The organism is Klebsiella sp. PK18 (assembly GCF_057784655.1).
The window spans coordinates 4,527,874-4,553,851 of sequence record NZ_CM173493.1 but is presented as its reverse complement, the minus strand read 5'-3'; the positions used below and the strand labels follow the sequence as shown (position 1 = coordinate 4,553,851).

Annotated in this window: 24 protein-coding genes; 14 read left to right on the top strand and 10 right to left on the bottom strand. The window is 58.8% G+C overall.

Annotation, left to right across the window (positions count from 1 at the left end; all coding sequences use genetic code 11):
* Positions 1 to 123: 123 nt before the first annotated feature.
* Together AC3EMD_RS22470 and fadE are read right to left on the bottom strand one after the other, a co-directional pair.
* Positions 124 to 894 carry an amidohydrolase gene (locus AC3EMD_RS22470; protein ID WP_016160335.1) on the bottom strand — a complete coding sequence of 257 codons (771 nt, stop codon included), beginning with the start codon at positions 892 to 894 and terminating at the stop codon, positions 124 to 126.
* A gap of 177 nt (positions 895 to 1,071) precedes the next feature.
* Positions 1,072 to 3,516, bottom strand: a complete 2,445-nt coding sequence (gene fadE / locus AC3EMD_RS22465; protein ID WP_008805260.1) for an acyl-CoA dehydrogenase FadE — start codon at positions 3,514 to 3,516, stop codon at positions 1,072 to 1,074.
* A gap of 239 nt (positions 3,517 to 3,755) precedes the next feature.
* Here fadE and lpcA point away from each other — a divergent pair, with 239 nt between their 5' ends.
* Together lpcA and AC3EMD_RS22455 are read left to right on the top strand one after the other, a co-directional pair.
* Positions 3,756 to 4,337, top strand: coding sequence for a D-sedoheptulose 7-phosphate isomerase (gene lpcA / locus AC3EMD_RS22460; RefSeq protein ID WP_008805261.1), 582 nt, complete (start codon positions 3,756 to 3,758; stop codon positions 4,335 to 4,337).
* Between the two features lie 74 nt (positions 4,338 to 4,411).
* Positions 4,412 to 5,179, top strand: coding sequence for a class II glutamine amidotransferase (locus tag AC3EMD_RS22455; RefSeq protein WP_008805262.1), 768 nt, complete (start codon positions 4,412 to 4,414; stop codon positions 5,177 to 5,179).
* Here AC3EMD_RS22455 and dpaA read toward each other — a convergent pair.
* A complete protein-coding gene (gene dpaA, locus AC3EMD_RS22450) occupies positions 5,150 to 5,890 on the bottom strand; it encodes a peptidoglycan meso-diaminopimelic acid protein amidase (RefSeq protein ID WP_023322097.1) in 741 nt (246 codons plus the stop codon). The two genes, AC3EMD_RS22455 and dpaA, sit on opposite strands and share 30 nt — an antisense overlap.
* A 411-nt stretch (positions 5,891 to 6,301) precedes the next feature.
* On the opposite strand from dpaA, the gene AC3EMD_RS22445 reads away from it, so the two are divergent.
* The 7 genes from AC3EMD_RS22445 to nqrM are packed head-to-tail and all read left to right on the top strand — an operon-like array spanning position 6,302 to position 12,362.
* Positions 6,302 to 7,645, top strand: a complete 1,344-nt coding sequence (locus AC3EMD_RS22445; protein ID WP_012968886.1) for a Na(+)-translocating NADH-quinone reductase subunit A — start codon at positions 6,302 to 6,304, stop codon at positions 7,643 to 7,645.
* Between the two features lie 3 nt (positions 7,646 to 7,648).
* Positions 7,649 to 8,887 (top strand): NADH:ubiquinone reductase (Na(+)-transporting) subunit B, encoded by a 1,239-nt coding sequence (locus AC3EMD_RS22440; RefSeq protein ID WP_012968885.1) that lies wholly within the window; start codon positions 7,649 to 7,651, stop codon positions 8,885 to 8,887.
* Complete coding sequence (locus AC3EMD_RS22435) at positions 8,880 to 9,674, top strand: Na(+)-translocating NADH-quinone reductase subunit C (protein ID WP_302073783.1); 795 nt, start codon at positions 8,880 to 8,882, stop codon at positions 9,672 to 9,674. Before AC3EMD_RS22440 ends, AC3EMD_RS22435 begins: the two co-directional genes overlap by 8 nt.
* Entirely contained in the window at positions 9,667 to 10,305 is a 639-nt protein-coding gene (locus AC3EMD_RS22430) for an NADH:ubiquinone reductase (Na(+)-transporting) subunit D (RefSeq protein ID WP_002889716.1), read from the top strand. Before AC3EMD_RS22435 ends, AC3EMD_RS22430 begins: the two co-directional genes overlap by 8 nt.
* Before the next feature lie 6 nt (positions 10,306 to 10,311).
* Positions 10,312 to 10,908 (top strand): NADH:ubiquinone reductase (Na(+)-transporting) subunit E, encoded by a 597-nt coding sequence (gene nqrE / locus AC3EMD_RS22425; protein ID WP_004177335.1) that lies wholly within the window; start codon positions 10,312 to 10,314, stop codon positions 10,906 to 10,908.
* Positions 10,909 to 10,920: 12 nt separating this feature from the next.
* Positions 10,921 to 12,144: an NADH:ubiquinone reductase (Na(+)-transporting) subunit F gene (gene nqrF / locus AC3EMD_RS22420; RefSeq protein ID WP_008805267.1), complete on the top strand. Its 1,224-nt coding sequence runs from the start codon at positions 10,921 to 10,923 to the stop codon at positions 12,142 to 12,144.
* Between the two features lie 2 nt (positions 12,145 to 12,146).
* Complete coding sequence (nqrM, locus tag AC3EMD_RS22415) at positions 12,147 to 12,362, top strand: (Na+)-NQR maturation NqrM (RefSeq protein WP_004204638.1); 216 nt, start codon at positions 12,147 to 12,149, stop codon at positions 12,360 to 12,362.
* A 630-nt stretch (positions 12,363 to 12,992) separates the two neighbouring features.
* Here nqrM and AC3EMD_RS22410 read toward each other — a convergent pair.
* A complete protein-coding gene (locus AC3EMD_RS22410) occupies positions 12,993 to 13,853 on the bottom strand; it encodes a glycerophosphodiester phosphodiesterase family protein (RefSeq protein ID WP_302073782.1) in 861 nt (286 codons plus the stop codon).
* Between the two features lie 160 nt (positions 13,854 to 14,013).
* Here AC3EMD_RS22410 and dinB point away from each other — a divergent pair, with 160 nt between their 5' ends.
* Both dinB and AC3EMD_RS22400 read left to right on the top strand, forming a co-directional pair.
* Positions 14,014 to 15,069, top strand: coding sequence for a DNA polymerase IV (gene dinB, locus AC3EMD_RS22405; RefSeq protein WP_044650061.1), 1,056 nt, complete (start codon positions 14,014 to 14,016; stop codon positions 15,067 to 15,069).
* A gap of 2 nt (positions 15,070 to 15,071) precedes the next feature.
* Positions 15,072 to 15,524 carry a GNAT family N-acetyltransferase gene (locus tag AC3EMD_RS22400; RefSeq protein ID WP_302073781.1) on the top strand — a complete coding sequence of 151 codons (453 nt, stop codon included), beginning with the start codon at positions 15,072 to 15,074 and terminating at the stop codon, positions 15,522 to 15,524.
* A gap of 42 nt (positions 15,525 to 15,566) precedes the next feature.
* Here AC3EMD_RS22400 and pepD read toward each other — a convergent pair whose 3' ends face one another.
* Positions 15,567 to 17,024, bottom strand: a complete 1,458-nt coding sequence (gene pepD / locus AC3EMD_RS22395) for a cytosol nonspecific dipeptidase (protein WP_012968882.1) — start codon at positions 17,022 to 17,024, stop codon at positions 15,567 to 15,569.
* 257 nt (positions 17,025 to 17,281) lie between these two features.
* Here pepD and gpt point away from each other — a divergent pair, with 257 nt between their 5' ends.
* From gpt to crl, 3 genes are all read left to right on the top strand, one after another.
* A complete protein-coding gene (gpt, locus tag AC3EMD_RS22390; RefSeq protein ID WP_002889733.1) occupies positions 17,282 to 17,740 on the top strand; it encodes a xanthine phosphoribosyltransferase in 459 nt (152 codons plus the stop codon).
* A 105-nt stretch (positions 17,741 to 17,845) separates the two neighbouring features.
* Positions 17,846 to 19,090, top strand: coding sequence for an esterase FrsA (gene frsA, locus AC3EMD_RS22385; protein ID WP_012542786.1), 1,245 nt, complete (start codon positions 17,846 to 17,848; stop codon positions 19,088 to 19,090).
* 57 nt (positions 19,091 to 19,147) lie between these two features.
* Positions 19,148 to 19,546 (top strand): sigma factor-binding protein Crl, encoded by a 399-nt coding sequence (gene crl / locus AC3EMD_RS22380; RefSeq protein WP_002889793.1) that lies wholly within the window; start codon positions 19,148 to 19,150, stop codon positions 19,544 to 19,546.
* An 85-nt stretch (positions 19,547 to 19,631) separates the two neighbouring features.
* Here the strand turns inward: crl and csiR are convergent, their stop codons facing one another.
* The 5 genes from csiR to lhgO all read right to left on the bottom strand — a co-directional run bounded on the left by csiR (position 19,632) and on the right by lhgO (position 25,956).
* Positions 19,632 to 20,324, bottom strand: a complete 693-nt coding sequence (gene csiR / locus AC3EMD_RS22375; protein ID WP_008805273.1) for a DNA-binding transcriptional regulator CsiR — start codon at positions 20,322 to 20,324, stop codon at positions 19,632 to 19,634.
* Positions 20,325 to 20,369: 45 nt separating this feature from the next.
* Positions 20,370 to 21,770: a GABA permease gene (gene gabP / locus AC3EMD_RS22370; protein WP_002889795.1), complete on the bottom strand. Its 1,401-nt coding sequence runs from the start codon at positions 21,768 to 21,770 to the stop codon at positions 20,370 to 20,372.
* A 149-nt stretch (positions 21,771 to 21,919) separates the two neighbouring features.
* Positions 21,920 to 23,203: a 4-aminobutyrate--2-oxoglutarate transaminase gene (gene gabT, locus AC3EMD_RS22365; protein WP_115188807.1), complete on the bottom strand. Its 1,284-nt coding sequence runs from the start codon at positions 23,201 to 23,203 to the stop codon at positions 21,920 to 21,922.
* Between the two features lie 12 nt (positions 23,204 to 23,215).
* Positions 23,216 to 24,664, bottom strand: a complete 1,449-nt coding sequence (gene gabD / locus AC3EMD_RS22360) for an NADP-dependent succinate-semialdehyde dehydrogenase (protein ID WP_302073780.1) — start codon at positions 24,662 to 24,664, stop codon at positions 23,216 to 23,218.
* 23 nt (positions 24,665 to 24,687) lie between these two features.
* Positions 24,688 to 25,956, bottom strand: a complete 1,269-nt coding sequence (gene lhgO / locus AC3EMD_RS22355; RefSeq protein ID WP_048267473.1) for an L-2-hydroxyglutarate oxidase — start codon at positions 25,954 to 25,956, stop codon at positions 24,688 to 24,690.
* Between the last annotated feature and the right edge of the window lie 22 nt (positions 25,957 to 25,978).

The following is a 25,978-nucleotide window of genomic DNA, read 5'->3' as shown; positions in this document are numbered from 1 at the left end:
TTGTGGGGGCTTTTAATGAGTGTAGAACAGAAATGAATGGCGCCCGGCAAATATTCTGCGGTGCGCTGGCGGGCGAAATCCCGCTTTCTTTACCTGCTGAATGAGGAAGAAAGCGGAGGGAGATTAACCGAGGGTAAAAGGATCGGCATCGCGCCAGGCGGGAAATTTTTCGCGATATTCCTGGAGGGCAGCCAGCGACAATTCGGCATCAAGACGGGTGGCCTGATGCGGATCGGCAGTGGCGACAATCTCCCCCTGGGGACTGATAATCCGGCTATCGCCGCGGTAATGATGGCCGTTACCGTCAGTACCGACCCGGTTACAGCCGGCGACATAGGCCTGGTTCTCGATAGCGCGGGCGACCAGCAGCGACTGCCAGTGCAGGGAGCGCGGCGCCGGCCAGTTGGCAACATACAGCGCCAAATCATAGTCGTTCAGATTACGCGACCATACCGGAAAGCGCAGGTCGTAACAGACCAGCGGCAGGATACGCCATCCGCGCCATTCAAAGACCACGCGTCGGTCACCAGCCTCATAATGATGGTGTTCATCGGCCATACGGAACAGGTGCCGTTTATCATAATGGTGCACCGTACCGTCGGGCTCGACCAGCAGGAAGCGGTTAACAGCGCCGTGTTCGGTTTGCAGCGCTGCGCTGCCGGCAATCAGCGCCTGGGTTTGCGCGGCCCGGGCATGCATCCACTCCACCACATCGGCTTCGGGTAAAGACTGTTTTGCCGCTTCCATGGCAAAGCCGGTGGTGAACATCTCCGGTAAAACAATGACATCGCGCCCAATAATCCCTTCCAGTTGGCGATCAAAATGGCGCAGGTTGGCAGGGCCGTCCATCCAGACCAGCGGTTGTTGCAACAGCGTAATTTTCAGGCCAGGCACAATGGTCAACTCCATTCTCATGAGGGGGTTAGGTTAACTGTAACACCATATCAGCCTCGCGGCGGTCAGCGGAATATTTTGTTAAAAAAATGCTACTGACAGAAGCCACGGAGGAGGGGGGACGAAAAAAAGGCGGGGAAAATTCCCCGCCCGGCGTGTGATGTGGTGATTGTTTTATTATGCGGCTTCAACTTTGCGAACTTTTTCCGGCAGCTTTACCGGCTTTGTCGCCAGCTCCTCTGGCGCAAAGTCGTCGACGTTGATGCTGCGCAGGCGACTGTGCTCTGCGCGGGTCAGAATAGCGGCTTCTTCCTGATTTATTAATCCTTTGGCCAGCGCGTTGTGTGCCAGCTCATCCAGACGGGTGAACGGCAGGTTTTTACCCAACTCTTTGCAGATCCGCTGGTGGATAGGATCGGCCGCCATCACTTCCAGCAGCGCCTCTTCCAGCAGACCAACCGGGTTATGCTCGCTCGGCGTCAGGTACTGACCGCGACCGATGCGGGAGCGAGTGGCGCTGGGCACCTGCAGAATTTTAGCGACTTTATGGTCCAGCTTATCCGACGGCGCATGATGATGACGCCCGGTCGGGAAGATGGCCACACGCATCGCACCTGCCACCAGACGGTTGGGGAAGTTTTTCAGCAGATCGTCGATGGCCTGTTCAGCCTGGTGCAGCGCATCCTGCACTCCCCAGTGAACCAGCGGCAGATCGGCTTCATTGCGTCCTTCATCGTCATAGCGTTTCAGCACCGCGGAGGCCAGATACAGCTGGCTTAACACATCCCCCAGACGCGCGGAGATACGTTCGCGACGCTTGAGGCTGCCGCCCAGTACCGCCATCGACACGTCTGACAGCAGCGCGAGGTTGGCACTCAGACGGTTCATTTGCTGATAGTAGCGACGGGTGGCGTCACGGGTCGGCGCGCTGCTGGTGCGTCCGCCGGTCAGGCCCAGCCAGAAACTCCGGACTTTGTTACTGCCGACATGGCCGATGTGTTTGAACAGCAGCTTATCGTAGGCATTCAGGTCGTTATTCTGCGCGGCGGCCATCTCTTCCAGCACGTAAGGGTGGCAGCGAATAGCCCCCTGACCGAAGATCATCATGCTGCGGGTCAGAATGTTTGCGCCTTCAACGGTGATGGCGATCGGCGCGCCCTGGTAAGCCCGGGCGAGGAAGTTACCTTCGCCCAGCATAATGCCTTTCCCGCCGGTAATATCCATCGCGTCGATAATGGAGCGCTGGCCGCGGTGGGTACAGTGATATTTCACAATCGCGGACAGCACTGCCGGTTTCTCGCCGAGCATAATGCCGTAGGTGATCAGCGATGCCGCGGCGTCCATCACATAGGCGTTACCCGCGATGCGCGCCAGCGCCTCTTCAATCCCTTCCATTTTGCCGATCGATATTTTGAACTGACGGCGAATGTGGGCGTAGGCGCCGGTCGCCATAGCGACGGATTTCAGGCCGCCGGTGGCGTTGGAAGGCAGGGTAATACCGCGGCCCACGGACAGACATTCAACCAGCATGCGCCAGCCCTGACCGGCCATGCTCGGGCCGCCGATGATGTAATCGATCGGCACGAAGATATCCTTGCCGCGGGTTGGGCCGTTCTGGAACGGGACGTTCAGCGGGAAGTGGCGACGGCCAATTTCCACGCCCGGCGTTGAGGTGGGGATCAGCGCGCAGGTGATGCCCAGCTCTTCCTCGCCGCCCAGCAAACGGTCCGGGTCAGAGAGTTTGAAGGCCAGCCCCAGCACGGTGGCGATTGGCGCCAGCGTGATATAGCGTTTGTTCCAGGTCAGGCGCATCCCCAGCACCTGTTGACCCTGCCAGTCGCCCATGCACACCACGCCGGTATCCGGAATAGCGCCGGCGTCAGAGCCCGCTTCCGGACTGGTCAGTGCGAAGCAGGGGATTTCCAGGCCGCGCGCCAGACGCGGCAGATAATGATTCTTCTGTTCTTCGGTACCGTAATGCTGCAGCAGTTCGCCCGGGCCCAGCGAGTTTGGGACGCCGACGGTGATCGCCAGGATGCCGGAGACGCCAGAGAGTTTCTGTAGCACTCGTGCCTGAGCGTAAGCGGAGAACTCAAGCCCGCCATACTCTTTCTTGATAATCATCGCGAAGAAGCGGTGCTCTTTCAGATAGGCCCACAGCTCGGGCGGCAGATCGGCCATTTCGTGGGTGATGGCGAAGTCGTTAGCCATCCGGCAGGCCTCTTCCACCGGGCCGTCGAGGAAAGCTTGCTCTTCGGCGGTCAGGCGCGGCTGCGGATAGTTATGCAGCTTGTGCCAGTCCGGGTTGCCGCGGAACAGATCGCCTTCCCACCAGGTGGTGCCGGCGTCGATGGCTTCTTTTTCCGTACGCGACATCGGCGGCATCACCTTGCGGAAAGCGCGAAATGCCGGTGCGGAAATCATCGATTTACGCATGGGGGCAAAGTTGAACGGCAACAAAATAATGGCCAGCGGCAGCAGCAGCCAGATATTCCACACTCCGGCCGCGCCGAGCGCCGCGGTCCAGGCGAGCAAAATCACACTGCTGAGCAGCAGGCTGACCCGGTGATAGAAGAGCGCACCGAGTAAAACGACGGTTGCAACAATACTCAAAATCATCATAGAGAAATGCTCCCTGAGCTTGTAGGAGGTCTGACCACTTGTGATGTATTGGTTGTAGTGCATGCGTTTTTATTTAGCAATGTGTTTACAAAATAATTACAACCTCGCTCACATTGTTGTATGCAAAAGCGGCACATAAAATCAAAAGGGCGGGGGATAACACTGCCTGCTGCTTCTCGCTTCGGCGGCTATCCGGTACACTGCCAGGGTTATTCCACTCATACTGAAGGATTATCCTCATGTACCAGGATCTTATTCGTAACGAACTGAACGAAGCCGCGGAAACGCTGGCTAACTTTCTGCAGGACGAAGCCAATATCCATGCTATCCAGCGTGCCGCTGTTCTGTTGGCGGATAGCTTTAAGGCGGGTGGGAAAGTGCTGTCCTGTGGTAACGGCGGTTCCCATTGCGATGCGATGCATTTTGCGGAAGAGCTGACCGGTCGTTATCGCGAAAACCGCCCGGGTTACCCGGCCATCGCGATCTCCGACGTCAGCCATCTCTCCTGCGTGAGCAATGATTTTGGCTATGAGTATGTGTTCTCCCGCTATGTTGAATCCGTCGGCCGTGCGGGCGATGTGCTGCTCGGCATCTCCACGTCAGGTAACTCCGGCAACGTGATCAAGGCCATTGAAGCCGCGCGGGCGCAGGGGATGAAAGTGATCACCCTGACCGGTAAAGACGGCGGCAAAATGGCGGGTTCCGCCGATGTTGAAATACGCGTGCCGCACTTTGGCTATGCCGACCGCATCCAGGAGATCCACATCAAAGTGATCCATATCCTGATTATGCTGATCGAAAAAGAGATGGTGAAAGGCTAACAGGCAGGCGAGTGTGTACTGTTGACGGCGGCCTCGCTTTGGCGCCGTCGTGATTTGTGAGGGTGAGGTGATCTATGTGCGAACTGCTCGGGATGAGCGCCAATGTGCCAACAGATATCTGTTTTAGCTTTACCGGGCTGGTGCAGCGCGGGGGCGGGACGGGGCCGCATAAAGACGGCTGGGGCATTACCTTCTATGAAGGCAAAGGCTGTCGCACATTCAAAGATCCGCAGCCGAGCTTTCAGTCGCCGATCGCGAAACTGGTCCAGGATTACCCGATTAAGTCCTGTTCCGTCGTCGCCCATATCCGTCAGGCCAATCGCGGGATGGTGGCCCTGGAGAACACCCATCCCTTCACCCGCGAACTGTGGGGGCGCAACTGGACCTATGCGCACAACGGGCAGCTCAAAGGCTATAAATCGCTGAAAACCGGTAATTTCCATCCGGTAGGTGAAACCGACAGTGAAAAAGCGTTTTGCTGGCTGCTGCACCGTTTAACCGAGCGCTATCCGCGCACGCCGGGCAATATGCTGGGCGTTTTCAAGTATATCGCCACCCTGGCGGGTGAACTGCGTGAGAAAGGGGTGTTCAACATGCTGCTGTCGGACGGGCGCTACGTGATGGCGTTCTGCTCGACCAATCTGCACTGGATCACCCGGCGGGCGCCGTTTGGCGTGGCAAAACTGCTGGACCAGGATGTGGAGATCGACTTTCAACGCGAGACCACACCCAACGATGTGGTCACGGTTATCGCCACGCAGCCGCTGACGGCCAATGAAACCTGGCACAAGATCATGCCAGGCGAGTGGGCGTTATTTTGTCTCGGGGAGCGTGTAGTTTGAGGCCAGCTGCGGCTGAACAACCTCGTGGCTGAGCGGCTTGCTTACCACATAGCGGCCGTCGGTCACTGACACAATCGGCGGTTTGTGGGTCTGCTGGAAATAGTCATAGCCAGGCTTAAGCTGTTTCCAGAAATCCGCATAGTAGGAGTATTTGTGGCGTTCCATATTGGCGTTGGTCATGCGGAACGGATAGATACTCACCTGCACGCTTGGCTGGCCGAAGACTAAGGCGCCGGTCACAAACTGGAAGATCTCATCGATCCCGCTGTCGGTCATGGCGTAGCAGCCGACTGAGACGCAGTCGCCATGGATCATCAGGTATTTCCCTTCATAACCATGGGCGCGATCGTAGGCGTTCGGGAAGCCGATGTTAATGGCTTTATAGAAGCGGCTGTCGGGTTTGAGCTGGCTGCGGGTGACGCTATAGAACCCTTCCGGACTCTTGAAATCACCCTGACGCTGTTTCGGACCCAGGCCACCGGAATAGTTGCAGATCCGATAGCTGTCGAGGAGCTGGTAGGTTTCACCCATTTTGACGTAAAGGTCGAGCATGCGCTCTTCTTTAAAGATCTCAATGTAAACCGGTGAACCCATTAATTGCTGCTTGTATTCTTTGCTAACCGGCGTCGTCGGGCTATTGCTGCTGAGCAGCCCGGCAAATGACACGCACGGCAACAGAATCATCGCAATAAATAATGCGATTTTGCGCATACTGCTTGTTCCTTGATAAAACAAAATAGCCACATTGCCAGGACGGCAAGAGAGACCCGAAATCAGAGTTTTCTGGATTTAGAGCGCTCACATTAGCATCACGGCATTTTTTCGCAAGGGCGACGTGGCGGCGTTTACAATTCAGCCTCACTTTATAACCCGCTTACGGCGAAAACACAGTCAGAACTTTGCGCAATAGCTCGCATTTTAGAAGCACTTATTGCCCCTCGCGCTACAGCCGCCGCTCACGAAATGTTACACTTGCGCCGGTTCATCACCAGAGTAAGAAAGGAGGCTTCTCTTCCGTCATGAGCGCCACTGGCGCCGTTTCGCCCTTTCTTCTCTGCCATTCTGTCAATAAGCTGGCCCCGGCCTGCGTCGGGGTTGAGGTTACGGATACCTGCTAACGATATGATTAAAATCACGAAAGGGCTGGATTTGCCCATAGCTGGCATGCCATTACAGCAGATCTCTCCTGCGCCAGCGGTGAAGCGCGTCGCGCTACTCGGCGAAGAGTACGTCGGGATGCGTCCCGCTATGGCGGTCAAAGAGGGCGATCGGGTCAAAAAAGGTCAGATCCTGTTCGAAGATAAAAAGACCCCCGGCGTCTACTTTACCGCCCCGGCGAGCGGGGTTGTCAGCGCCATCCACCGCGGTGAACGGCGCGTTTTACAGTCAGTGGTGATTGATATCGAGGGCAATGACGCGGTGGCCTTTACCCGTTACGCCGCGGACGCACTGGCTGAGCTGCCGCGCGACACCGTACAGCAGCAGCTGCTGGCCTCGGGCCTGTGGACGGCGCTACGCACCCGGCCATTCAGTAAAACGCCGCGCCCGGGCAGCGTGCCCGCCGCTATTTTTGTCAACGCCATGGATACCAATCCGCTGGCGGCGGAGCCGCAGCCGATTATTCTGGCCGAGCGTGCCGCCTTCGATGCCGGTCTTACCGTGCTCACGCGTCTGACCGACGGGAAAGTGCATGTCTGCCAGCCCAGCGGCGGCAAGCTGGGCGGCCATCCTGCCGGCCAGGTCTGTTTTAATCAGTTCTCCGGGCCGCACCCGGCGGGGCTGCCGGGAACGCATATTCACTTTCTGGAGCCGGTAAGCCTGAATAAACAGGTCTGGCACCTCAATTATCAGGATGCGATCGCTATCGGTCAGCTTTTCCTTGAAGGTGAGCTGAACTGCGAACGGGTAATTGCGCTCGGCGGCCCGCAGGTGAAGTCGCCGCGGCTGGTCAAAACGACGCTGGGCGCCAGCCTGGACGATCTGCTGGCGGGCGAGCTGGAGGAGGGGGAAAACCGCGTCATTTCCGGCTCGGTACTTAGCGGTACCCGCGCCCACGGCCCCCACGCTTTCCTCGGGCGTTTCCATCTGCAGGTGAGCGTGGTTCGCGAAGGTCGGGAAAAAGAGCTGTTTGGCTGGGTGATGCCGGGCAAAGAGAAGTTCTCGATTACCCGCACTACGCTAGGCCATTTCTTCAAGCGCAAGCGCTTTCATTTCTCCACGGATACTAACGGCGGCGAGCGGGCGATGGTGCCGATTGGCAACTATGAGCGGGTCATGCCGCTGGATATTCTGCCGACCATATTGCTGCGCGATCTGCTGGCCGGCGATAGCGATAGCGCCCAGGCGCTGGGCTGTCTGGAGCTGGATGAAGAAGATCTGGCGCTCTGCACCTACGTTTGTCCGGGCAAATATGAATACGGTCCGGCGCTGCGCAGCGTGTTAACCCAGATTGAGCAGGAAGGATAAGAGATGGGCTTAAAGCACCTGATTGAGAAACTTGAGCCGCATTTCACGCATGGCGGCAAGCTGGAAAAATATTACCCGCTGTATGAAGCGGCGGCGACCATCTTCTACACGCCGGGGCAGGTCACCCGCGGCGCGGCGCACGTGCGCGACGCCATCGACCTCAAGCGGATGATGATCCTCGTGTGGTTTGCCGTATTCCCGGCGATGTTCTGGGGCATGTACAACGTTGGGCTGCAGACCATTCCGGCGCTGCACAAACTGTACGGCGCCGAACAGCTGCAGCAGGTGATCGCCAACAACTGGCATTACAGCGTCGCCCAGTGGTTAGGGGTCAGCTTCAGCGCTGACGCCGGCTGGCTGAGCATGATGACCCTGGGCGCGGTCTTCTTCCTGCCGATCTATATCACCGTTTTTATCGTCGGCGGCTTCTGGGAAGTGCTGTTCGCGATTGTGCGCAAACATGAGATCAACGAAGGCTTTTTCGTTACCTCGATTCTCTTCGCGCTGATTGTGCCGCCTACGCTGCCGCTATGGCAGGCGGCGCTGGGGATCTCCTTTGGGGTGGTGATCGCCAAAGAGATTTTCGGCGGTACCGGGCGCAACTTCCTCAACCCGGCGCTGGCGGGGCGCGCGTTCCTGTTCTTCGCCTACCCGGCGCAGATTTCCGGCGATCTCGTGTGGACGGCGGCGGACGGTTTCTCCGGCGCCACGCCGCTCTCCCAGTGGGCCAGCGGCGGCGGTGAAGCGCTGGTTAACGTCGCGACCGGCATCCCGGTGAGCTGGATGGACGCCTTCCTCGGCAACATTCCCGGCTCAATTGGCGAAGTCTCCACGCTGATGATCCTGATCGGCGGCGCGATCATTCTCTTTGGCCGCGTCGCGTCCTGGCGCATCGTCGCCGGGGTGATGATCGGCATGATCGCCACCGCCACCCTGTTTAACGTTATCGGCTCCGATACCAACCCGATGTTCTCGATGCCGTGGTACTGGCATCTGGTGCTCGGCGGCTTTGCCTTCGGCATGATGTTTATGGCGACGGACCCGGTATCCGCCTCGTTTACCGATAAAGGGAAATGGAGTTACGGCGTGCTGATCGGCGTGATGTGCGTGCTGATCCGCGTGGTGAACCCGGCTTATCCGGAAGGGATGATGCTGGCGATCCTCTTCGCCAACCTCTTCGCACCGCTGTTCGATTACCTGGTGGTGCAGGCCAATATTAAGCGGAGGAAGTCGCGTGGCTGAGAAGAAAAGTAACGATAGCATCGGCAAAACGCTGCTGGTGGTGCTGGTGCTTTGTCTGGTCTGCTCCATCGTGGTAGCGGGCTCGGCCGTGGGGCTGAAATCCCGCCAGCAGGCGCAGCGGGCGCTGGATAAGCAGCGCAATATCCTGGCCGTCGCCGGCCTGATACAGCCCGGGATGGATGCTGATGCGGTAGCGGAAACCTTCGCGGCGCGCATTTCGCCGCGACTGGTGAATCTGGCGACCGGCGAGCTGCTGAAGAAAGACCCGGCAAAATTTAATCAGGCCCAGGCGCTGAAGGATCCGCAGCAGAGCATCGCGCTGGACGCCAGCCAGGATCCGGCCGGCATTAAGCGGCGTAGCAACCTGGCGGAAATTTATCTGGTGCGCGACGCGCAGCAGAAGATTGAGCAGATGGTGCTGCCGATCTACGGCAATGGCCTGTGGTCGATGATGTACGCCTTTGTGGCGCTGGACGTCGATGGCCGCACGGTGAAAGGTATTACTTATTACGATCAGGGGGAAACCCCGGGGCTGGGCGGCGAAGTGGAGAACCCGAACTGGCGCCAGCAGTTTATTGGCAAGCAGGTGCTGGATGACAACGGCATGCCGGCACTCCGGGTGGTGAAAGGCGGCGCGCGCGCCGGTGACCTGCATGCGGTAGACGGTTTATCCGGCGCCACGCTAACGTCTAACGGCGTGCAGCGCAGCTTTGATTTCTGGATGGGCGAACTGGGCTTTGGTCCGTTCCTGAAAAAAGTGCGTGAGGGAGGGCTGAATAATGGCTGAACAGAGCGATATGAAAGAGGTGAAGCGCGTGCTGGTGGGGCCGCTTATCGCCAACAACCCCATCGCCCTGCAGGTGCTGGGCGTCTGCTCCGCGCTGGCGGTAACCACTAAACTGGAAACCGCCTTCGTGATGACCATTGCGGTGACGCTGGTGACGGCGTTCTCCAGCATGTTTATCTCGATGATTCGCCACCATATTCCCAATAGCGTGCGCATCATCGTGCAGATGGCGATCATCGCCTCGCTGGTCATCGTGGTGGATCAGCTGTTGCGGGCTTTCGCTTATGAGACCTCTAAGCAGCTGTCGGTGTTCGTCGGGCTTATCATCACCAACTGTATCGTGATGGGGCGTGCCGAAGCTTATGCCATGAAATCGCCGCCGCTGGCCAGCTTTATGGACGGTATTGGCAACGGTCTCGGCTATGGCGCGATCCTGATAATCGTCGGCTTCCTGCGCGAGCTTATCGGCAGCGGCAAGCTGTTCGGTATCACGGTGCTGGAGACGGTGCAGAACGGCGGCTGGTATCAGCCGAACGGCCTGTTCCTGCTGGCGCCGAGCGCCTTCTTCATTATCGGTTTGCTGATCTGGGCCCTGCGTAGCTGGAAGCCTGAGCAGCAGGAAAAGGAGTAATCGATGATGGCTCATTACATTAGCCTGTTTGTCCGCGCGGTGTTCGTTGAGAACATGGCGCTGGCCTTCTTCCTCGGGATGTGTACCTTCCTCGCGGTGTCGAAAAAGGTCTCCACCGCCTTCGGCCTCGGCGTCGCAGTGACGGTGGTGCTGGGTCTTGCTGTGCCAATCAACAACCTGGTCTATAACCTGGTGCTGCGCGACGGCGCGCTGGTGGAAGGCGTAGATCTCAGCTTCCTGAACTTCATCACCTTTATCGGGGTGATTGCGGCGCTGGTGCAGATCCTGGAGATGATCCTCGATAAGTACTTCCCGGCACTCTATAACGCGTTAGGGATCTTCCTGCCGCTTATCGCCGTTAACTGCGCCATTTTCGGCGGCGTGTCGTTCATGGTGCAGCGTGATTACAACTTCCCGGAATCCATCGTTTACGGCTTTGGCTCCGGCATTGGCTGGATGCTGGCGATCGTGGCGATGGCGGGGATCCGCGAAAAAATGAAGTACGCCAACGTGCCCGCCGGTCTGCGCGGGTTAGGGATCACCTTTATCACCACCGGGTTGATGGCGCTGGGCTTTATGTCCTTCTCCGGCGTGCAGCTATAAGGGCGAATAAGTATGGAAATTATTCTTGGCGTCGTGATGTTCACGCTGATTGTGCTGGTGCTGTCGGGGCTTATCCTGGCTGCGCGCTCAAAGCTGGTGAACGCGGGCGACGTGGTTATTGAGATCAATAACGAAGCGGATAAACAGATCCGCACCCCGGCGGGTGACAAACTGCTGAACACGCTGTCCAGCAACGGTATCTTCGTCTCTTCCGCCTGCGGCGGCGGCGGCTCCTGCGGCCAGTGTCGGGTGACCATCAAAGAAGGCGGCGGCGATATTCTGCCGACCGAGCTTTCGCATATCACCAAACGCGAAGCCAAAGAAGGGTGCCGCCTGGCCTGCCAGGTGGCGGTGAAGCAGAATATGAAAATTGAGCTGCCGGAAGAGATTTTCGGCGTGAAAAAATGGGAGTGCGAGGTTATCTCTAACGATAACAAAGCCACCTTCATTAAAGAGCTCAAATTACGGGTGCCTGATGGTGAAGCGGTGCCGTTCCGCGCCGGCGGCTATATTCAGATCGAATGCCCGTCGCATAAAGTGGCCTATGCCGACTTTGATATTCCTGATGAATATCGTTCAGACTGGGACAAATTCAATCTGTTCCGCTATGTCTCTGAGGTGAAAGAGCCGACCCTGCGCGCCTACTCGATGGCTAACTATCCGGAAGAGAAGGGCATCATTATGCTCAACGTGCGCATCGCCACGCCGCCGCCGAAGGTCCCGGATGCGCCGCCGGGGATCATGTCGTCCTATATCTGGTCGCTGAAGCCTGGCGATAAGGTGACGATTTCCGGGCCGTTCGGCGAGTTCTTTGCTAAAGAGACCGACGCTGAGATGGTGTTTATCGGCGGCGGCGCCGGCATGGCGCCGATGCGCTCGCATATCTTTGATCAGCTTAAGCGGCTGCACAGCACGCGCAAAATCAGCTTCTGGTACGGCGCCCGTTCGCTGCGCGAGATGTTCTACGATGATGAGTTCGAGCAGCTGGCGCGCGACAACCCAAACTTTACCTTCCACGTCGCGCTCTCCGATCCGCTGCCGGAAGATAACTGGACCGGGCATACGGGCTTTATCCATAATGTTCTGTATGAAAACTATCTGCGCGACCACCCGGCGCCGGAAGACTGCGAATTCTATATGTGCGGGCCGCCGGTGATGAACGCCGCGGTGATAAAAATGCTCAAAGACCTGGGCGTCGAAGATGAGAACATCATGCTCGACGACTTTGGAGGCTGACGATGCTGACGGTATTTGTCGCGACCTTTGTGATTTTTGCGCTGGTGATCCTCGGTATGTCGCTGGGCTACCTGGTGAAGCGCAAGAGCATTCAGGGCAGCTGCGGCGGGATCTCGTCGCTGGGGCTGGAGAAAGTCTGCGACTGTCCGGAACCGTGTGACGCGCGTAAGAAACGTCTCGCTCGCGAGGCGCAGCGTCAGCAGCGGCGTATTTTGTAATGCCCGGCGGCGCTGCGCATGCCGGACCTGCGGCTTCGGTTTTGTAGGCCGGGTCAGGCGCAGCCGCCACCCGGCATAAAGCGGCTCCGTGCCCGGTGGCGCTGCGCTTGCCGGGTCTGCTGCTTCGGTTTTGTAGGCCGGGTCAGGCGCAGCCGCCACCCGGCGAAATAACAGCGCAACCGGAGATGTCCCTGCTCGCGCTGCGCTTAGCAGGGCTACCACTTCTGTGTTATTTCCGGGCAGATTGCGCTCCCAATATTTCTTCTGCGTTATGTCACTCATGGCGCAGGGAGCGCACAGGGGGCGGCCAGTCGCCGCCACCCCTGTACCCCCGGGCTCCGGCCAGCAACATCGCCACTGCGTGGTGCCTTCGACTTATCCCTTCAGGCTTCGGGTCGGGCCGAGGCAGCATCCGTGCAAAACACGGCCCTCAGCCCGCATCCATGCGGGCTGCCCCGGCCTTCCGGGAACGTCTCAGCGATGTTGAGGCCGCCAGCACCGGCAGTTTCAGTTGCCCCAGGCCCGGCGGTGATTTGGGACCGTAGGCCGGGTCAGGCGCTAGCCGCCACCCGGCAATAGCATGCCAGCAATGTGAGGCCGCTTTCGCGGCCTTTTTAGCCGTTGACTCCCTTACTGCCAGCTTTTCGCCTGTGCCGGAGAATCCACCATCACCCCGTCGGCACCCAGCTCCTTCGCCGTGCGGTAGTCTTCCGCACTGTTGATGCCGAAGAAAATAATGTGCGCTTTGCCCTGTGAGCGGAAGCAATCCATCGCCTCTTTATCCCAGGTGAGCGTTGCCGGGGAGATCCCTTCGCCAAGGGTAAACTTCTCCACCACCTCCACCTTGCGCTTCAGCTCCAGCCCATACCACTGCTCGCCCTCGTGCTGGCTGCTCAGCTGACACTGGTGGCTGAGTGAAATAGTCGCAAGTTTAGTGCGAGTCTCGCTGCGGGTGACGAAGCGGGGAATAGCCGATGGCAGGGCGGCGATATAGCGGTCATCGGTGGAATAGACCCGCACGCGATCGAGGCTGTCGGTGGCTTTTAACACTGCCAGCAGGCGTTCGCCCATCACCGCCGGATCGGTATCTGGAGATTTGATATCGATATAGAAAAAAGTGTGCGGCCACTGTTGCAGCACGCTTTGCAGGGTCGGGATCGTGGCCTGCTTACCGCGCCACGGGTGGCTGTCATCCCCCCATTTCCAGCCGGCGTCGACTTTCGCCAGCTCGGCGGCGGTTAAGCTGGAGACCTTACCCTCGGCGTTGGTCAGGGCGGAGAGATCGCTTGAACGGTAGAGTACCGGTACGCCGTCGCGGCTTAACTGCACCGTGACCCAGATGGCCTCAGCGTGGTTCTCCAGCGCCAGTTTAATGGCCGGCAGGGTATTTTCCGGCGCATCGCCGGTACCGCCGCGGTGGGCAATCAGCTGTGGGTTAGCTAAAGCGCTGCTGGCGGCCAGCAGGCAAAGGGCGGTGAGTCGTTTCTTCATGATTGTATCTTTCAGATTAGTTGATTAACTTTATGAAAGTAAACATGATTTATTGCACTTTTATGTTGTCAGCGTTTTTTTGACCACCGCAGTAAAAAAAGCATCAAACTGGCGCGCAGTTTTTGCTATGCTGTATGGGTATACAGTATTGAGTCTGACGATGCGTAAAATTATCCATGTCGATATGGACTGTTTCTTTGCGGCGGTGGAGATGCGCGACAACCCGGCGTTGCGCGATATTCCCCTCGCGATAGGCGGCAGTCGGGTACAGCGTGGCGTGATTAGTACCGCGAACTATCCTGCGCGTAAGTTTGGCGTGCGCAGCGCCATGCCGACGGCAACGGCGCTCAAGCTGTGCCCGCATCTCACGCTGCTTCCCGGCCGCTTCGATGCCTACAAAGAAGCCTCGAATCATATCCGCGAAATTTTCTCCCGCTATACCTCGCGCATTGAGCCGCTGTCGCTGGATGAAGCCTACCTTGACGTCAGCGACAGCGTGCATTGTCACGGGTCGGCCACCCTGATAGCTCAGGAGATCCGCCAGACCATCGAACGGGAGCTGCGCCTCACCGCTTCGGCGGGCGTGGCGCCGGTGAAGTTTCTCGCTAAAATCGCTTCCGATATGAATAAACCCAACGGCCAGTTCGTTATCGCTCCCCATCAGGTGGCAGAGTTTGTGCGGGCGCTGCCGCTGGCGAAAATACCCGGTGTCGGAAAGGTGTCGGCGGCGAAGCTGGAAAATATGGGCCTGCGTACCTGTGGCGATGTGCAGAACAGCGATCTGGCCATGCTGCTCAAGCGCTTCGGTAAATTCGGCCGTATTCTGTGGGAGCGCAGCCACGGGATTGATGAGCGGGAAATCCATAACGATCGGCAACGTAAATCGGTGGGCGTGGAGCGGACGTTAGCGGAAGATATCCACGAATGGTCAGCGTGCGAAGCGATTATCGAAAATCTCTATCCCGAACTGGAGCGGCGGCTGGCGAAGGTTAAACCGGACCTGCTGATCGCCCGCCAGGGGATTAAACTGAAATTTAATGATTTCCAGCTGACCACTCAGGAGCACGTCTGGCCGCGGCTGAACAAAGAGGATCTGATTGCCACCGCCCACAAAGCCTGGGATGAGCGCCGCGGCGGACGGGGCGTGCGTCTGGTTGGGCTCCATGTGACGCTGCTCGATCCGCAGCTGGAAAGGCAGCTTTTATTAGGGATTTAACCATGCATATTCGTGCTTACCACGACAGCGATTTGCCATTGCTCTGCCAGATCTTTCTGCGCGCGGTGCAGGAAACGGCGAGCCGGGACTATACCCCGGCGCAGATTGCGGCCTGGGCACAGGTGGATGAGATGCGCTGGCGACAAAAGCTGGCTGACTCAATCGGGCGGGTGGCCGTGGTTAACAATCAACCGGTTGGCTTTATCACCGCCATCGGGACGCATATCGATTTGCTCTTTGTCTCGCCGGATCACGCCCGGCAGGGTATCGGCGGCACGCTTATCGAGGCGCTCTGCGCTCAGTATCCTGAGCAAATCCTGACGGTGGACGCCAGCATTACCGCAAAGCCCTGTTTTACGGCCCATGGATTTAAAGTGGTGGCGGAGCAGCGGGTGGCGGCCCGTGGGGAGTGGTTTATTAACTACCGGATGGAAAAACGCGTGGCGCTAAGGTGATGCGGGGGAAAACCGGCGGCAGACTGCCGCCGGTGGTGGGGCTTATTTAGCCGGAATGGCTTTCAGCAGCTCGGTCAGCAGCGTCCAGTACTGGCCGACGCTCTCGATATGTACCTGCTCATCCGGGGAGTGCGGACCGGTAATGGTTGGCCCGATGGAGACCATGTCCATCTCCGGATACGGTTTTTTGAACAGACCACATTCCAGACCGGCGTGGATGATCTGGATGTTCGGCGTCTTGTTGAACAGACGCTGGTAAGTCTCGCGCACCAGGTGCATTACCGGCGAGTTGGCGTCCGGCTGCCAGCCAGGGTAAGCGCCTTTGGCTTCGGTTTTCGCCCCCGCCAGTTTACCCAGAGAATCCAGCATGCTGACCACGTAGTCTTTGCCGCTGTCGATCAGCGAGCGGATCAGGCAGTGGATCTGCACGTTGTCATCGGTCATGGTGACGACGCCGACGTTCAGCGAAGTTTCCACTACGCCTTTCGCCACGTCAGAGTTGCGGATAACCCCGTTCGGCGTGGCGTTCAGCAGGCGGATGAAACCGTCGCGGGAAGCCTGCGTCAGCGCTGCTTTGTCGTTATCAACCGCTTCCAGGAGCACTACCAGGTTCTTCTCTTTGGCCTCCAGCTCGTTTTTCAGCAGCGCCTGGTAAGTATTCACCAGCGCTTTCAGCGCATCGGCTTTATCCGCGGCGACGGCGACGGTCGCGTATGCTTCGCGCGGGATGGCGTTGCGCAACGTACCGCCGTTGAAATCGACCAGACGCAAATCCAGCTCATCGGCGTGGCCGGCGAGGAAGCGCGACAGCAGCTTGTTGGCGTTACCCAGACCCAGGTGAATGTCACCGCCGGAGTGGCCGCCTTTCAGCCCTTTTAAGGTTACTTTAAAGCTCTGGAACCCGGCCGGAATCGCTTCGCGAGTCAGCGCCAGGTTAGAGGTGAAATCGATCCCGCCGGCGCAACCCATGTAGATTTCGCCTTCTTCTTCGGAGTCGGTATTGATCAGGATATCCGCCTGCAGCCAGTTGGCCTGCAGACCGAACGCGCCGTCCATACCGGCCTCTTCGGTCATGGTCAGCAGCACTTCCAGCGGACCGTGAGCGACGCTGTCGTCGGCCAGCACCGCCAGTGCAGACGCCATCCCGATGCCGTTATCCGCGCCCAGCGTGGTGCCGCGCGCTTTCACCCATTCGCCGTCAATGTACGGCTGGATCGGATCTTTGGCGAAGTCGTGGACGGTATCGTTGTTTTTCTGCGGCACCATATCGAGGTGCGCCTGCAGCGCTACCGGCTTGCGGTTTTCCATACCGGCAGTCGCGCCTTTACGAATCAGAATGTTGCCAACCTGGTCACGTTCCGCGTGTAAGCCTTTTTCTTTTGCCCAACCCATAATGTGCTCGGCGAGCTGTTCTTCGTGATAGGACGGGTGCGGGATGGAGCAAATCTTGGCAAAAATATCCCAAAGCGGCTGCGGGGATAGTTGAGACAGTTCAGACACGGTAAGTCTCCTTACAGACTCCTGCATACAGCGGTTGCAGGACGAGGGTTAGCGTTAAAATACACAACAAGCCCGGGCTTGCGCGATGGGGTTGAGAATACCACTTTCCACCGCCGCAGGTAGTGTAAACAACGCAAAAAGCGTTGCGCAAACCGCTTAACACTGGTTTTTAGTGCGTCAGATCTCTATAATCTCGCGCAACCATTTTCCCCCTCGAACATTATTTAAGCCGTATTACACAGGCTGGGACACTTCACATGAGCGAAAAATACGTCGTCACCTGGGACATGTTGCAGATTCACGCCCGCAAACTGGCCAGCCGTCTGCTGCCGGTTGAGCAATGGAAAGGCATTATTGCCGTCAGCCGCGGTGGACTGGTACCGGGAGCCTTACTGGCGCGTGAACTGGGCATTCGTCATGTTGATACCGTATGCATCTCCAGCTACGACCATGATAACCAGCGCGAGCTGAAAGTGCTGAAACGCGCGGAAGGCGATGGCGAAGGCTTTATCGTTATCGACGATCTGGTGGATACCGGCGGTACCGCCGTGGCGATCCGCGAAATGTATCCAAAAGCACACTTTGTCACCATTTTCGCCAAGCCGGCAGGCCGCCCGCTGGTGGACGATTACGTTGTGGATATTCCGCAGGACACCTGGATTGAACAGCCGTGGGATATGGGCGTGGTGTTTGTACCGCCTATCGCAGGTCGTTAATTCTTCAGGACAGTGCTATTTACCACGCCCGGCTTGCCGGGCGTGGTTTTTTTTATCCTTTAGCAGGTTACAATAACAGGAGTGGCACTACGACGGAGGCTGCACATGTCACAGGCTAACCTCAGCGAAACGCTGTTTAAACCCCGCTTCAAACATCCCGAAACCTCTACGCTGGTGCGTCGGTTTTCCGCCGGAAAACCGCAGGCGATGCAGTCGGCGCTGAGCGGCAATCACGTCGATCACTGGTACCGTCTGATCAACCGTTTGATGTGGATCTGGCGCGGCGTGACCCCGCAGGAGATCCTCGATGTGCAAGCGCGCATTGTGATGAGCGAGGCCGAACGAACGGATCCAGAACTGTTCGATACCGTTATCGGCTATCGCGGCGGCAACTGGATCTTTGAGTGGGCGAAAGAGGCCATGCAGTGGCAGCAAAAGGCCGGGCAGGAAGCCGATCCTTTGCTGAGCGGCCGCCACTGGTTGCATGCATCGAACCTGTATAGCATTGCCGCTTATCCGCATATTAAAGGCGATGAGCTGGCCGAACAGGCGCAGGCTTTAGCCAACCGGGCGTATGAAGAGGCCGCCCAGCGGCTGCCGGGCTCGCTGCGCGAACTGGAGTTCACCATCCCTGGCGGTTCGCCAATAACCGGCTTTTTGCATATGCCAAAAGGCGATGGGCCGTTTCCGACGGTGCTGATGTGCGGGGGCCTGGACTCACTGCAGACGGATTATTACAACTTGTATGAGAACTACTTCTCACCGCTCGGTATTGCCATGCTGACGATCGATATGCCTTCCATCGGCTTCTCGTCAAAATGGACGCTGAATCAGGACACCAGCCTGCTGCACCAGCACGCGCTGCGCCATCTGGAAAATGTACCGTGGGTCGATCATACCCGGGTCGCGGCCTTTGGCTTCCGCTTTGGCGCCAATATCGCGGTCCGTCTGGGTTACCTGGAGCCGCAGCGGCTGAAGGCTGTGGCGTGTCTGGGCCCGGTCGTTCATGGTCTGCTGGTGGATCCCCTGCATCAGGGGCGCGTGCCGGAGATGTATCTTGACGTGCTGGCCTCGCGGCTGGGCATGCATGACGCGTCCGATGAAGCGCTGCGCGTGGAGCTCAACCGCTACTCGTTAAAAACCCAGGGACTGCTGGGGCGCCGTTGCCCGACGCCGATGCTTTCCGGCTTCTGGAAGGACGATCCGTTCAGCCCCGAAGAGGAGTCGCGGTTAATCACTTCGTCATCTGCCGATGGCAAACTGCTGGAGATCCCGTTTAACCCGGTGTATCGCAATTTTGATCACGCATTGCGACAGATCGCCCGCTGGATCAATCATAGATTTGGTTAATTTATTGCTAAATTCTATTGGTTTGGTAAAACAGTTGCATCACTAAAGGAGATCGCAATGACGTTACCAAGTGGACACCTGAAAAGTAAGTTGATCAAGAAATTCACGGCGCTAGGGCCTTACATTCGCGAAGAGCAGTGCCATGACAACCGTTTCTTTTTCGATTGCCTGGCAGTTTGCGTCAATGTTAAGCCCGCGCCGGAGAAGCGTGAATTCTGGGGCTGGTGGATGGAAATGGAAGCACAAGAGTCACGTTTCACCTACAGCTACCAGTTTGGCCTGTTCAATAAAGAAGGTTCATGGCAGGCGGTCGACATTGACGACCCGGAAGTGAGCGACAGACTGGAAAAAACGCTACGCGAGTTCCACGAGCGCGCGGCAGCGCTGCTGACCACCTTTAATCTGAAGCTGGAACCGGCCGACGATTTCAGCGAACCGGTTCGCCTGCGGGCCTGATTGATCTACGGATACGATTTCTCCACGCCCGTGCGGCGTGGAGGAGCGTGCCGCCATACCCGTAATTTCAACCCCACCATCTGACTCACCCTGCCTGCGGCGACAGCTTGCCAGCCATCGCCTGTTGAATAATCGGGATAGGGGTCAGTAAGTGCTCGCGCATCAGCGCGCTGGCTCGTTCGGCATCGCGCGCCAGAATGGCGTCCAGCAGGGTCTGGTGTTGAACATGTTTGTCTTCCAGCATCTCCACCGACAGCACGGTGGTGCGCAGCCAGATGAAACGGTAGCGCGCCGCCAGATCGAACAGCCTTTCGCGCATCTGCAGCAGATACTGGGAGCCGCAGCCGGCGACGATGGCGGTGTGAAACGCCTGATGGCGCTGGTCCCATTCATCGAGTAAGCGCTCACTGGCGTCACAGGACTCCAGCTTGTTGAGCAGATGGGCGCGGGCCAGCAGCTCGGCTTCCCACTCGTCGCCGCCGCGTTCGATGGCGAGGCGCACCAGCATGGCTTCCATATTGGCGCGCGCGTCGAAGATATCGAGAAGCTCCTGCTCCGACATGGGCGCCACCCGATAGCCTTTCTGATTAACCACCGTCACCAGCCTTTCCGCCACCAGCTGCGAGAGCGCCTCCCGCAGCGGCCCGACGCCGAGCTCATAGCGCGACGTCAGCAGGCTCATTCGCAGCTTCTCATCGGGTTGGTAGACCCCGCGGATGATGTCGTTTTTCAGCCAACGGTACCCGTCAATGGCCGTCGCCTGGGGAATGGCGGTCATGTTCTTACTCCTGAATACTCTTCCCGGCGGGCGCCGGGAACAGGGTTAACGCGTATTTTGCAGCGGCAGTTTTTGCCACAATACCAGCTTTTTCCAGCGCGACATAATCGGGACTGTACAAATAATTCCCAATGCTAACAGGCCGGTAGAGATCACCTCCAGCTGCTGCGCCGGACGGAACAGCATCACCACCAGCACGAAGGTGATAAAGGCGATCACCAGCCAGGTCAGGTACGGATAGAGCCACATTCTCAGACGGATCTCGCCGCCTTGCGCCTGAAGGATTTTGCGCATCCGCAGTTGTGAAACGGCGATCACCAGATAGACCAGCAGGGCGATGGCGCCAGAGCTGTCGATGAGGAATTTAAACACCTTCGCGGGGGCATAGTAGTTTACCACCACGGTGAGGAACGCCGCGCCGGTGGAGAGCAGCACCGCCACGTACGGGGTTTTGCTGCGGTTGGTCCGGCCCATGATGGCCGGCGCATCGCCGCGACGGCTCAGGGAGTAGAGCATCCGCGAGGCGGTATACAGCGCCGAGTTCAGACAGCTGGTGACCGACAGGAGGATCACACCGTCCATAATCAGCTTCGCGTAGGGAATATGCAGCAGCTCGAGCACCGAGCGGTAGGAACCGATGCTCTTCAGCCCCGGCATATTCCATGGGATGAGGGCGACGACGATAAAGATCGAACACAGATAAAAAATAGAGATACGCCAGATCACCGAGTTGGTGGCGCGGACGATGTGTTTATCCGGCGTGTCCGATTCGGCGGCGGCAATGGTGACGATCTCCGCGCCCATAAAAGAGAACATGGTGATCAGCATCGCGCTCAGCACTGCGCCGAAGCCGTTCGGCATAAAGCCGCCGTGGTCCCACAGCCGCGAAATGCCGCTGACCTCGGCATAGGGATAAAAACCGGTAATGGCGACCGCGCCCAGTACGATAAACGCCAGAATAGCGATCACTTTGCACAGCGCCAGCCAGAACTCGAATTCGCCGTAGTTCTTGACGCTCAGCAGGTTACTGCCGGTGAGGGCGAGAGTGATGACCAGGGAGAACAACCACACAGGGACGCCCGGCACCCACGAATGCAGAATAATCGCCGCGATATTGGCTTCCAGCGGAATAACCAGTACCCAGAACCACCAGTACAGCCAGCCGATGGTATACCCCGCCCAGCGGCCGATGGCTTTGTCGGCGTAGGTGGAAAAGGAGCCAGTATCCGGCGTGGCGACGGCCATTTCGGCCAGCATACGCATAATCATCACCACCAGCAGCCCGGCAAACAGATAGGCCAGCAGCACCGCCGGGCCCGCTTCGGCAATGGCGACGCTGGAGCCGACAAATAAACTCGCGCCGATCACCCCGGCGATAGATAACATCGTGACGTGGCGCGACTTCAGTCCCGCCCCTAAATCCTGTGATTGCGACAGTTGCCCCATCATTTACCCTCTCGAAGTGTGTCACCTGGGAGAGCGCCCCGACATTCCCGCGCCGGGGTACGCGTATTATTGTTGTTTTGCAGGTCTCGTCTTCATTCCCTTACGAACGTACTTCGCTTCCGCATGTATTCTGTTCTATGCCTGTTTCTCTATGCCTGTTTCGCCTCGGTAAAGCAGTCGGCGATGATCTTGAGACCCTGCTCGATCTGCGCCTCTTCAATGGTCAGCGGCACCAGGATGCGCAGCACGTTGTAGTACGGCCCGCAGGAGAGCAGGATCAGGCCTTTGTCGCGGGCGCGGGCGACGATATCCGCCGTCAGCCTGGCGTTAGGCTTGCTGCGGTCGCCCTTTTCAAACAGCTCAATGGCGATCATCGCCCCCAGGCCGCGAACGTCACCGATCTCCGGATGATCTTCTGCAATCGCCAGCAGGCCCTGGCGCAGGGTGTCGCCGAGTTGGTTGGCTTTTTCCAGCAGGTTCTCCTGCTCGAAAATCTGTAATACCGCCAGGGCGGCGGCGCAGGCGATGGGGTTGCCAGCGTAGGTGCCGCCGAGTCCGCCGGGGGCGATGGCATCCATCACCTCCGCCCGCCCGGTGACGCCCGCCAGCGGGAAACCGCCGGCGATGGATTTGGCGAAGGTGGTGATATCTGCCGCCACGCCCATCTGCTCCATGGCGAACAGCGTGCCGGTACGGCCCGCGCCGCTCTGGACCTCATCGGCGATGAGCATAATGCCGTGTTCGTCGCACAGGGCGCGCAGGCGCTGCATAAAAGCCGGGGAAGCGGCATAAAACCCGCCTTCACCCTGCACCGGCTCAATAATGATGGCGGCGATATCTTCCGGCGCGGCGTCATTTTTGAAGATGCGATGGATGCTGGCGATCGCCTCGTCATCACTGACGCCGTGCAGCGCGCACGGGTAGAGGGCGCGATAGACGTGGCCCGGCATTAACCCCATACCGGCGGAGTACGGGTTCACTTTTCCGGTCAGCGACAGGGTATAATGGGTACGGCCGTGATAAGCGCCGGTGAAGGCGATGGCGCCGCTGCGCCCGGTTGCCGCGCGGGCGATTTTCACCGCGTTCTCCACCGCTTCCGACCCGGTGGTGACCAGCAGGGTTTTCTTGGCGAAATCACCGGGCACCTTCTGGTTCATCTTTTCGCACAGCGCCAGGTAAGGCTCGTAGGCCAGTACCTGAAAGCAGGTATGCGACAGCTTTTTCAGCTGGTCTTCGACGGCGGCGACAACCTGCGGATGCAGATGGCCGGTATTGAGCACCGCGATACCGCCGGCAAAATCGAGATATTCCCGGCCTTCGACGTCCCACACCCGGCAGTTCTCCGCGCGTTCGGCGAAGATAGGGTGGATCTGGCCGACGCCGCGCGGGACCGCATCGCTGCGACGCGCCATCATTGCTTTATTGCTGTTCATCCATCGCTCCTGTTAAAGGCCAATACACATGTATTTGATTTCTAAATAATCTTCGATACCGTACTTCGACCCTTCGCGGCCAAGGCCGGAGGCCTTGACGCCGCCGAACGGGGCGACTTCGGTGGAGATAATGCCGGTGTTGATGCCGATGATGCCGTACTCCAGCGCTTCGCCGACGCGGAAGACGCGGCTCAGATCGCGGGCGTAGAAATAGGCGGCGAGGCCGAACTCGGTATCGTTGGCCTGGGCAATGACGTCGGCTTCATCCTTAAAGCGGAACAGCGGCGCCAGCGGGCCGAAGGTCTCCTCTTTCGCCACTTTGGCGCTGTCGGGAACGTTGACCAGGATGGTCGGCTGGAAGAAGTTGCCGCCCAGGGCGTGCGGTTTGCCGCCGGTGACGACTTTCGCGCCTTTGGCGATGGCGTCGGCAATATGTTCTTCAACTTTGGCGACGGCTTTCTCGTCGATCAGCGGGCCGGTGGTGACGCCATCCTGCAGGCCGTCGCCGATGCGCAGTTTTTCCACCGCCTGCTGCAGTTTTTCAGCGAAACGGTCATACACCCCGTCCTGGACGTACAGTCGGTTGGCGCAGACGCAGGTCTGCCCGGCGTTGCGGAACTTCGACGCCAGCGCCCCCTCGACGGCTTTATCGAGGTCGGCATCATCAAAGACGATAAACGGCGCGTTGCCGCCCAGCTCCAGGGAGACTTTTTTGATGTCTTTCGCGCACTGCTCCATCAGCTGGCGGCCAATCTCGGTCGAGCCGGTAAAGGAGAGCTTGCGCACCAGCGGGTTGCTGGTCAGTTCGCCGCCGACGGCCCCGGCGGAACCGGTGACCACGTTGAACACCCCGGCGGGGATCCCGGCGCGATTGGCCAGTTCGGCCAGCGCCAGCGCTGAAAACGGCGTCTGGCTGGCCGGTTTCAGGACCATGGTGCAGCCGGCGGCCAGCGCCGGGCCCACTTTGCGGGTGATCATCGCCGCCGGGAAGTTCCACGGGGTGATGGCGGCGGTAACGCCGATGGGCTGCTTAATCACCAGCAGGCGCTTGTCGGCCTGATGGCCGGGAATGGTATCGCCGTAAATGCGCTTACCTTCTTCGGCGAACCACTCAATAAAGGAGGCGGCGTAGCTGATTTCGCCTTTGGCTTCCGCCAGCGGTTTTCCCTGCTCAAGGGTCATCAGGCGGGCGAGATCGTCCTGATTCTCCATCATAAGATCGAACCAGCGGCGCAGAATATTCGCCCGCTCTTTGGCGGTCAGGGCACGCCAGGCGGGAAGGGCGCGATTGGCGGCTTCAATTGCTTCGCGGGTTTCGTCGGCGCCCATTTTCGGCACACTGCCGAGCTGCTCGCCGTTGGCCGGGTTGGTCACCGCAATCACATCGCCGTTGGGCGCATCGCGCCACTGACCATCGATCAGCGCCTGCTGGCGAAACAGTGTCATATCGTTGAGTTGCATAATCGCTTCCTGTCTTAAGGGGGTTAACGGGTAAAAGCGGCGTGTAGTGTCTCCACGCTACGTGCCGCACGCAGCGTGCGTCCGGGGTTGCTCTGGCTTTCCAGCAGGGTCTGCACCTTGCTGACGATGTGCGCGCCGATCGGGATAGCGGAGGTGGCCGCCGGCGATGGCGCATTGCAGGTATGTATCGAACGCGCGGTGGTGACGAAGAGAAAATCGTCGATCAGTTTGCCCTGCGGCGATACCGCCTGCGCCCGCACGCCGGCGGGCCACGGGCGTAAATCGCTCAGCGTCAGGCTCGGGCAGTATTTCTGCACCAGCCGCAGATAGCCGCTTTTGCACAGCGAATTCTTCATTTCGCCCAGTCCGGCGCGCAGGTTGTTTTGCAGTACCCGGCGGATGCCGGGCGAGGTGAGGATCTCCAGGGTATCGGCCAGCGAGATATCGCGCTTGCGGTAGCCTTCGCGCTTCAGAGCCAGCACGGCGTTGGGGCCGACGGTGACGCTGCCGTCGATCATGCGGGTCAGGTGGACGCCGAGGAACGGCATCGCCGGATCGGGGATCGGATAGATCAGATGGTTGACGATCTGGTTGTGCTGCGGCGCCAGCTGGAAATACTCGCCGCGGAACGGACAGATGATAAACCCGGGATCGACGCCGAGCATTTTTACCAGCCGATCGGCCATCAAGCCCGAACAGGCGATCAGCGTGGAGGCCTCATATTCGGCGCCCTGGCGGGTGCGGATCACCACGCCGCTGGCATGTTCTTTCAGGGCGCTGACTTCGGCGTCGTAGACGATCGTTCCGCCTTTTGATTCGAAGATCTTCGCCATTGCCGCCGCCACGTCGCGGTAGCTGACGATGCCGCTGGAAGGGACGAAGATCCCGCCGAGCCCGGTAATGTTCGGTTCGCGCTCGCGTAGCTCCCCGGCGCTTAGCCACTCGCGCTGCAGGCCGTTGGCGGCGGTGCGATCCCACAGGGCGCGCATCCGCTCCATCTCCAGCGGCGAGGTGGCGACCAGCATTTTGCCGCAGACGTCATAGCGGATGCCGTTCTGCTCGCAAAACGCTTTGGTGGCGCGGTTGCCGGCGAGGCAAAACTGCGCCTTGAGGCTGCCGGGAGTGTAATACACCCCGGCGTGGATCACGCCGCTGTTGTGGCCAGTCTGATGGCAGGCCGGACCGGTCTCTTTTTCCAGCAGCGCAATGCGGGCGTCCGGGTAAATCTCAATTAACTGCATGGCGGTCGACATGCCGATGATGCCGCCGCCGATAATCACGAAATCATACATCCGCTCAATTCCTTCGCCTGAG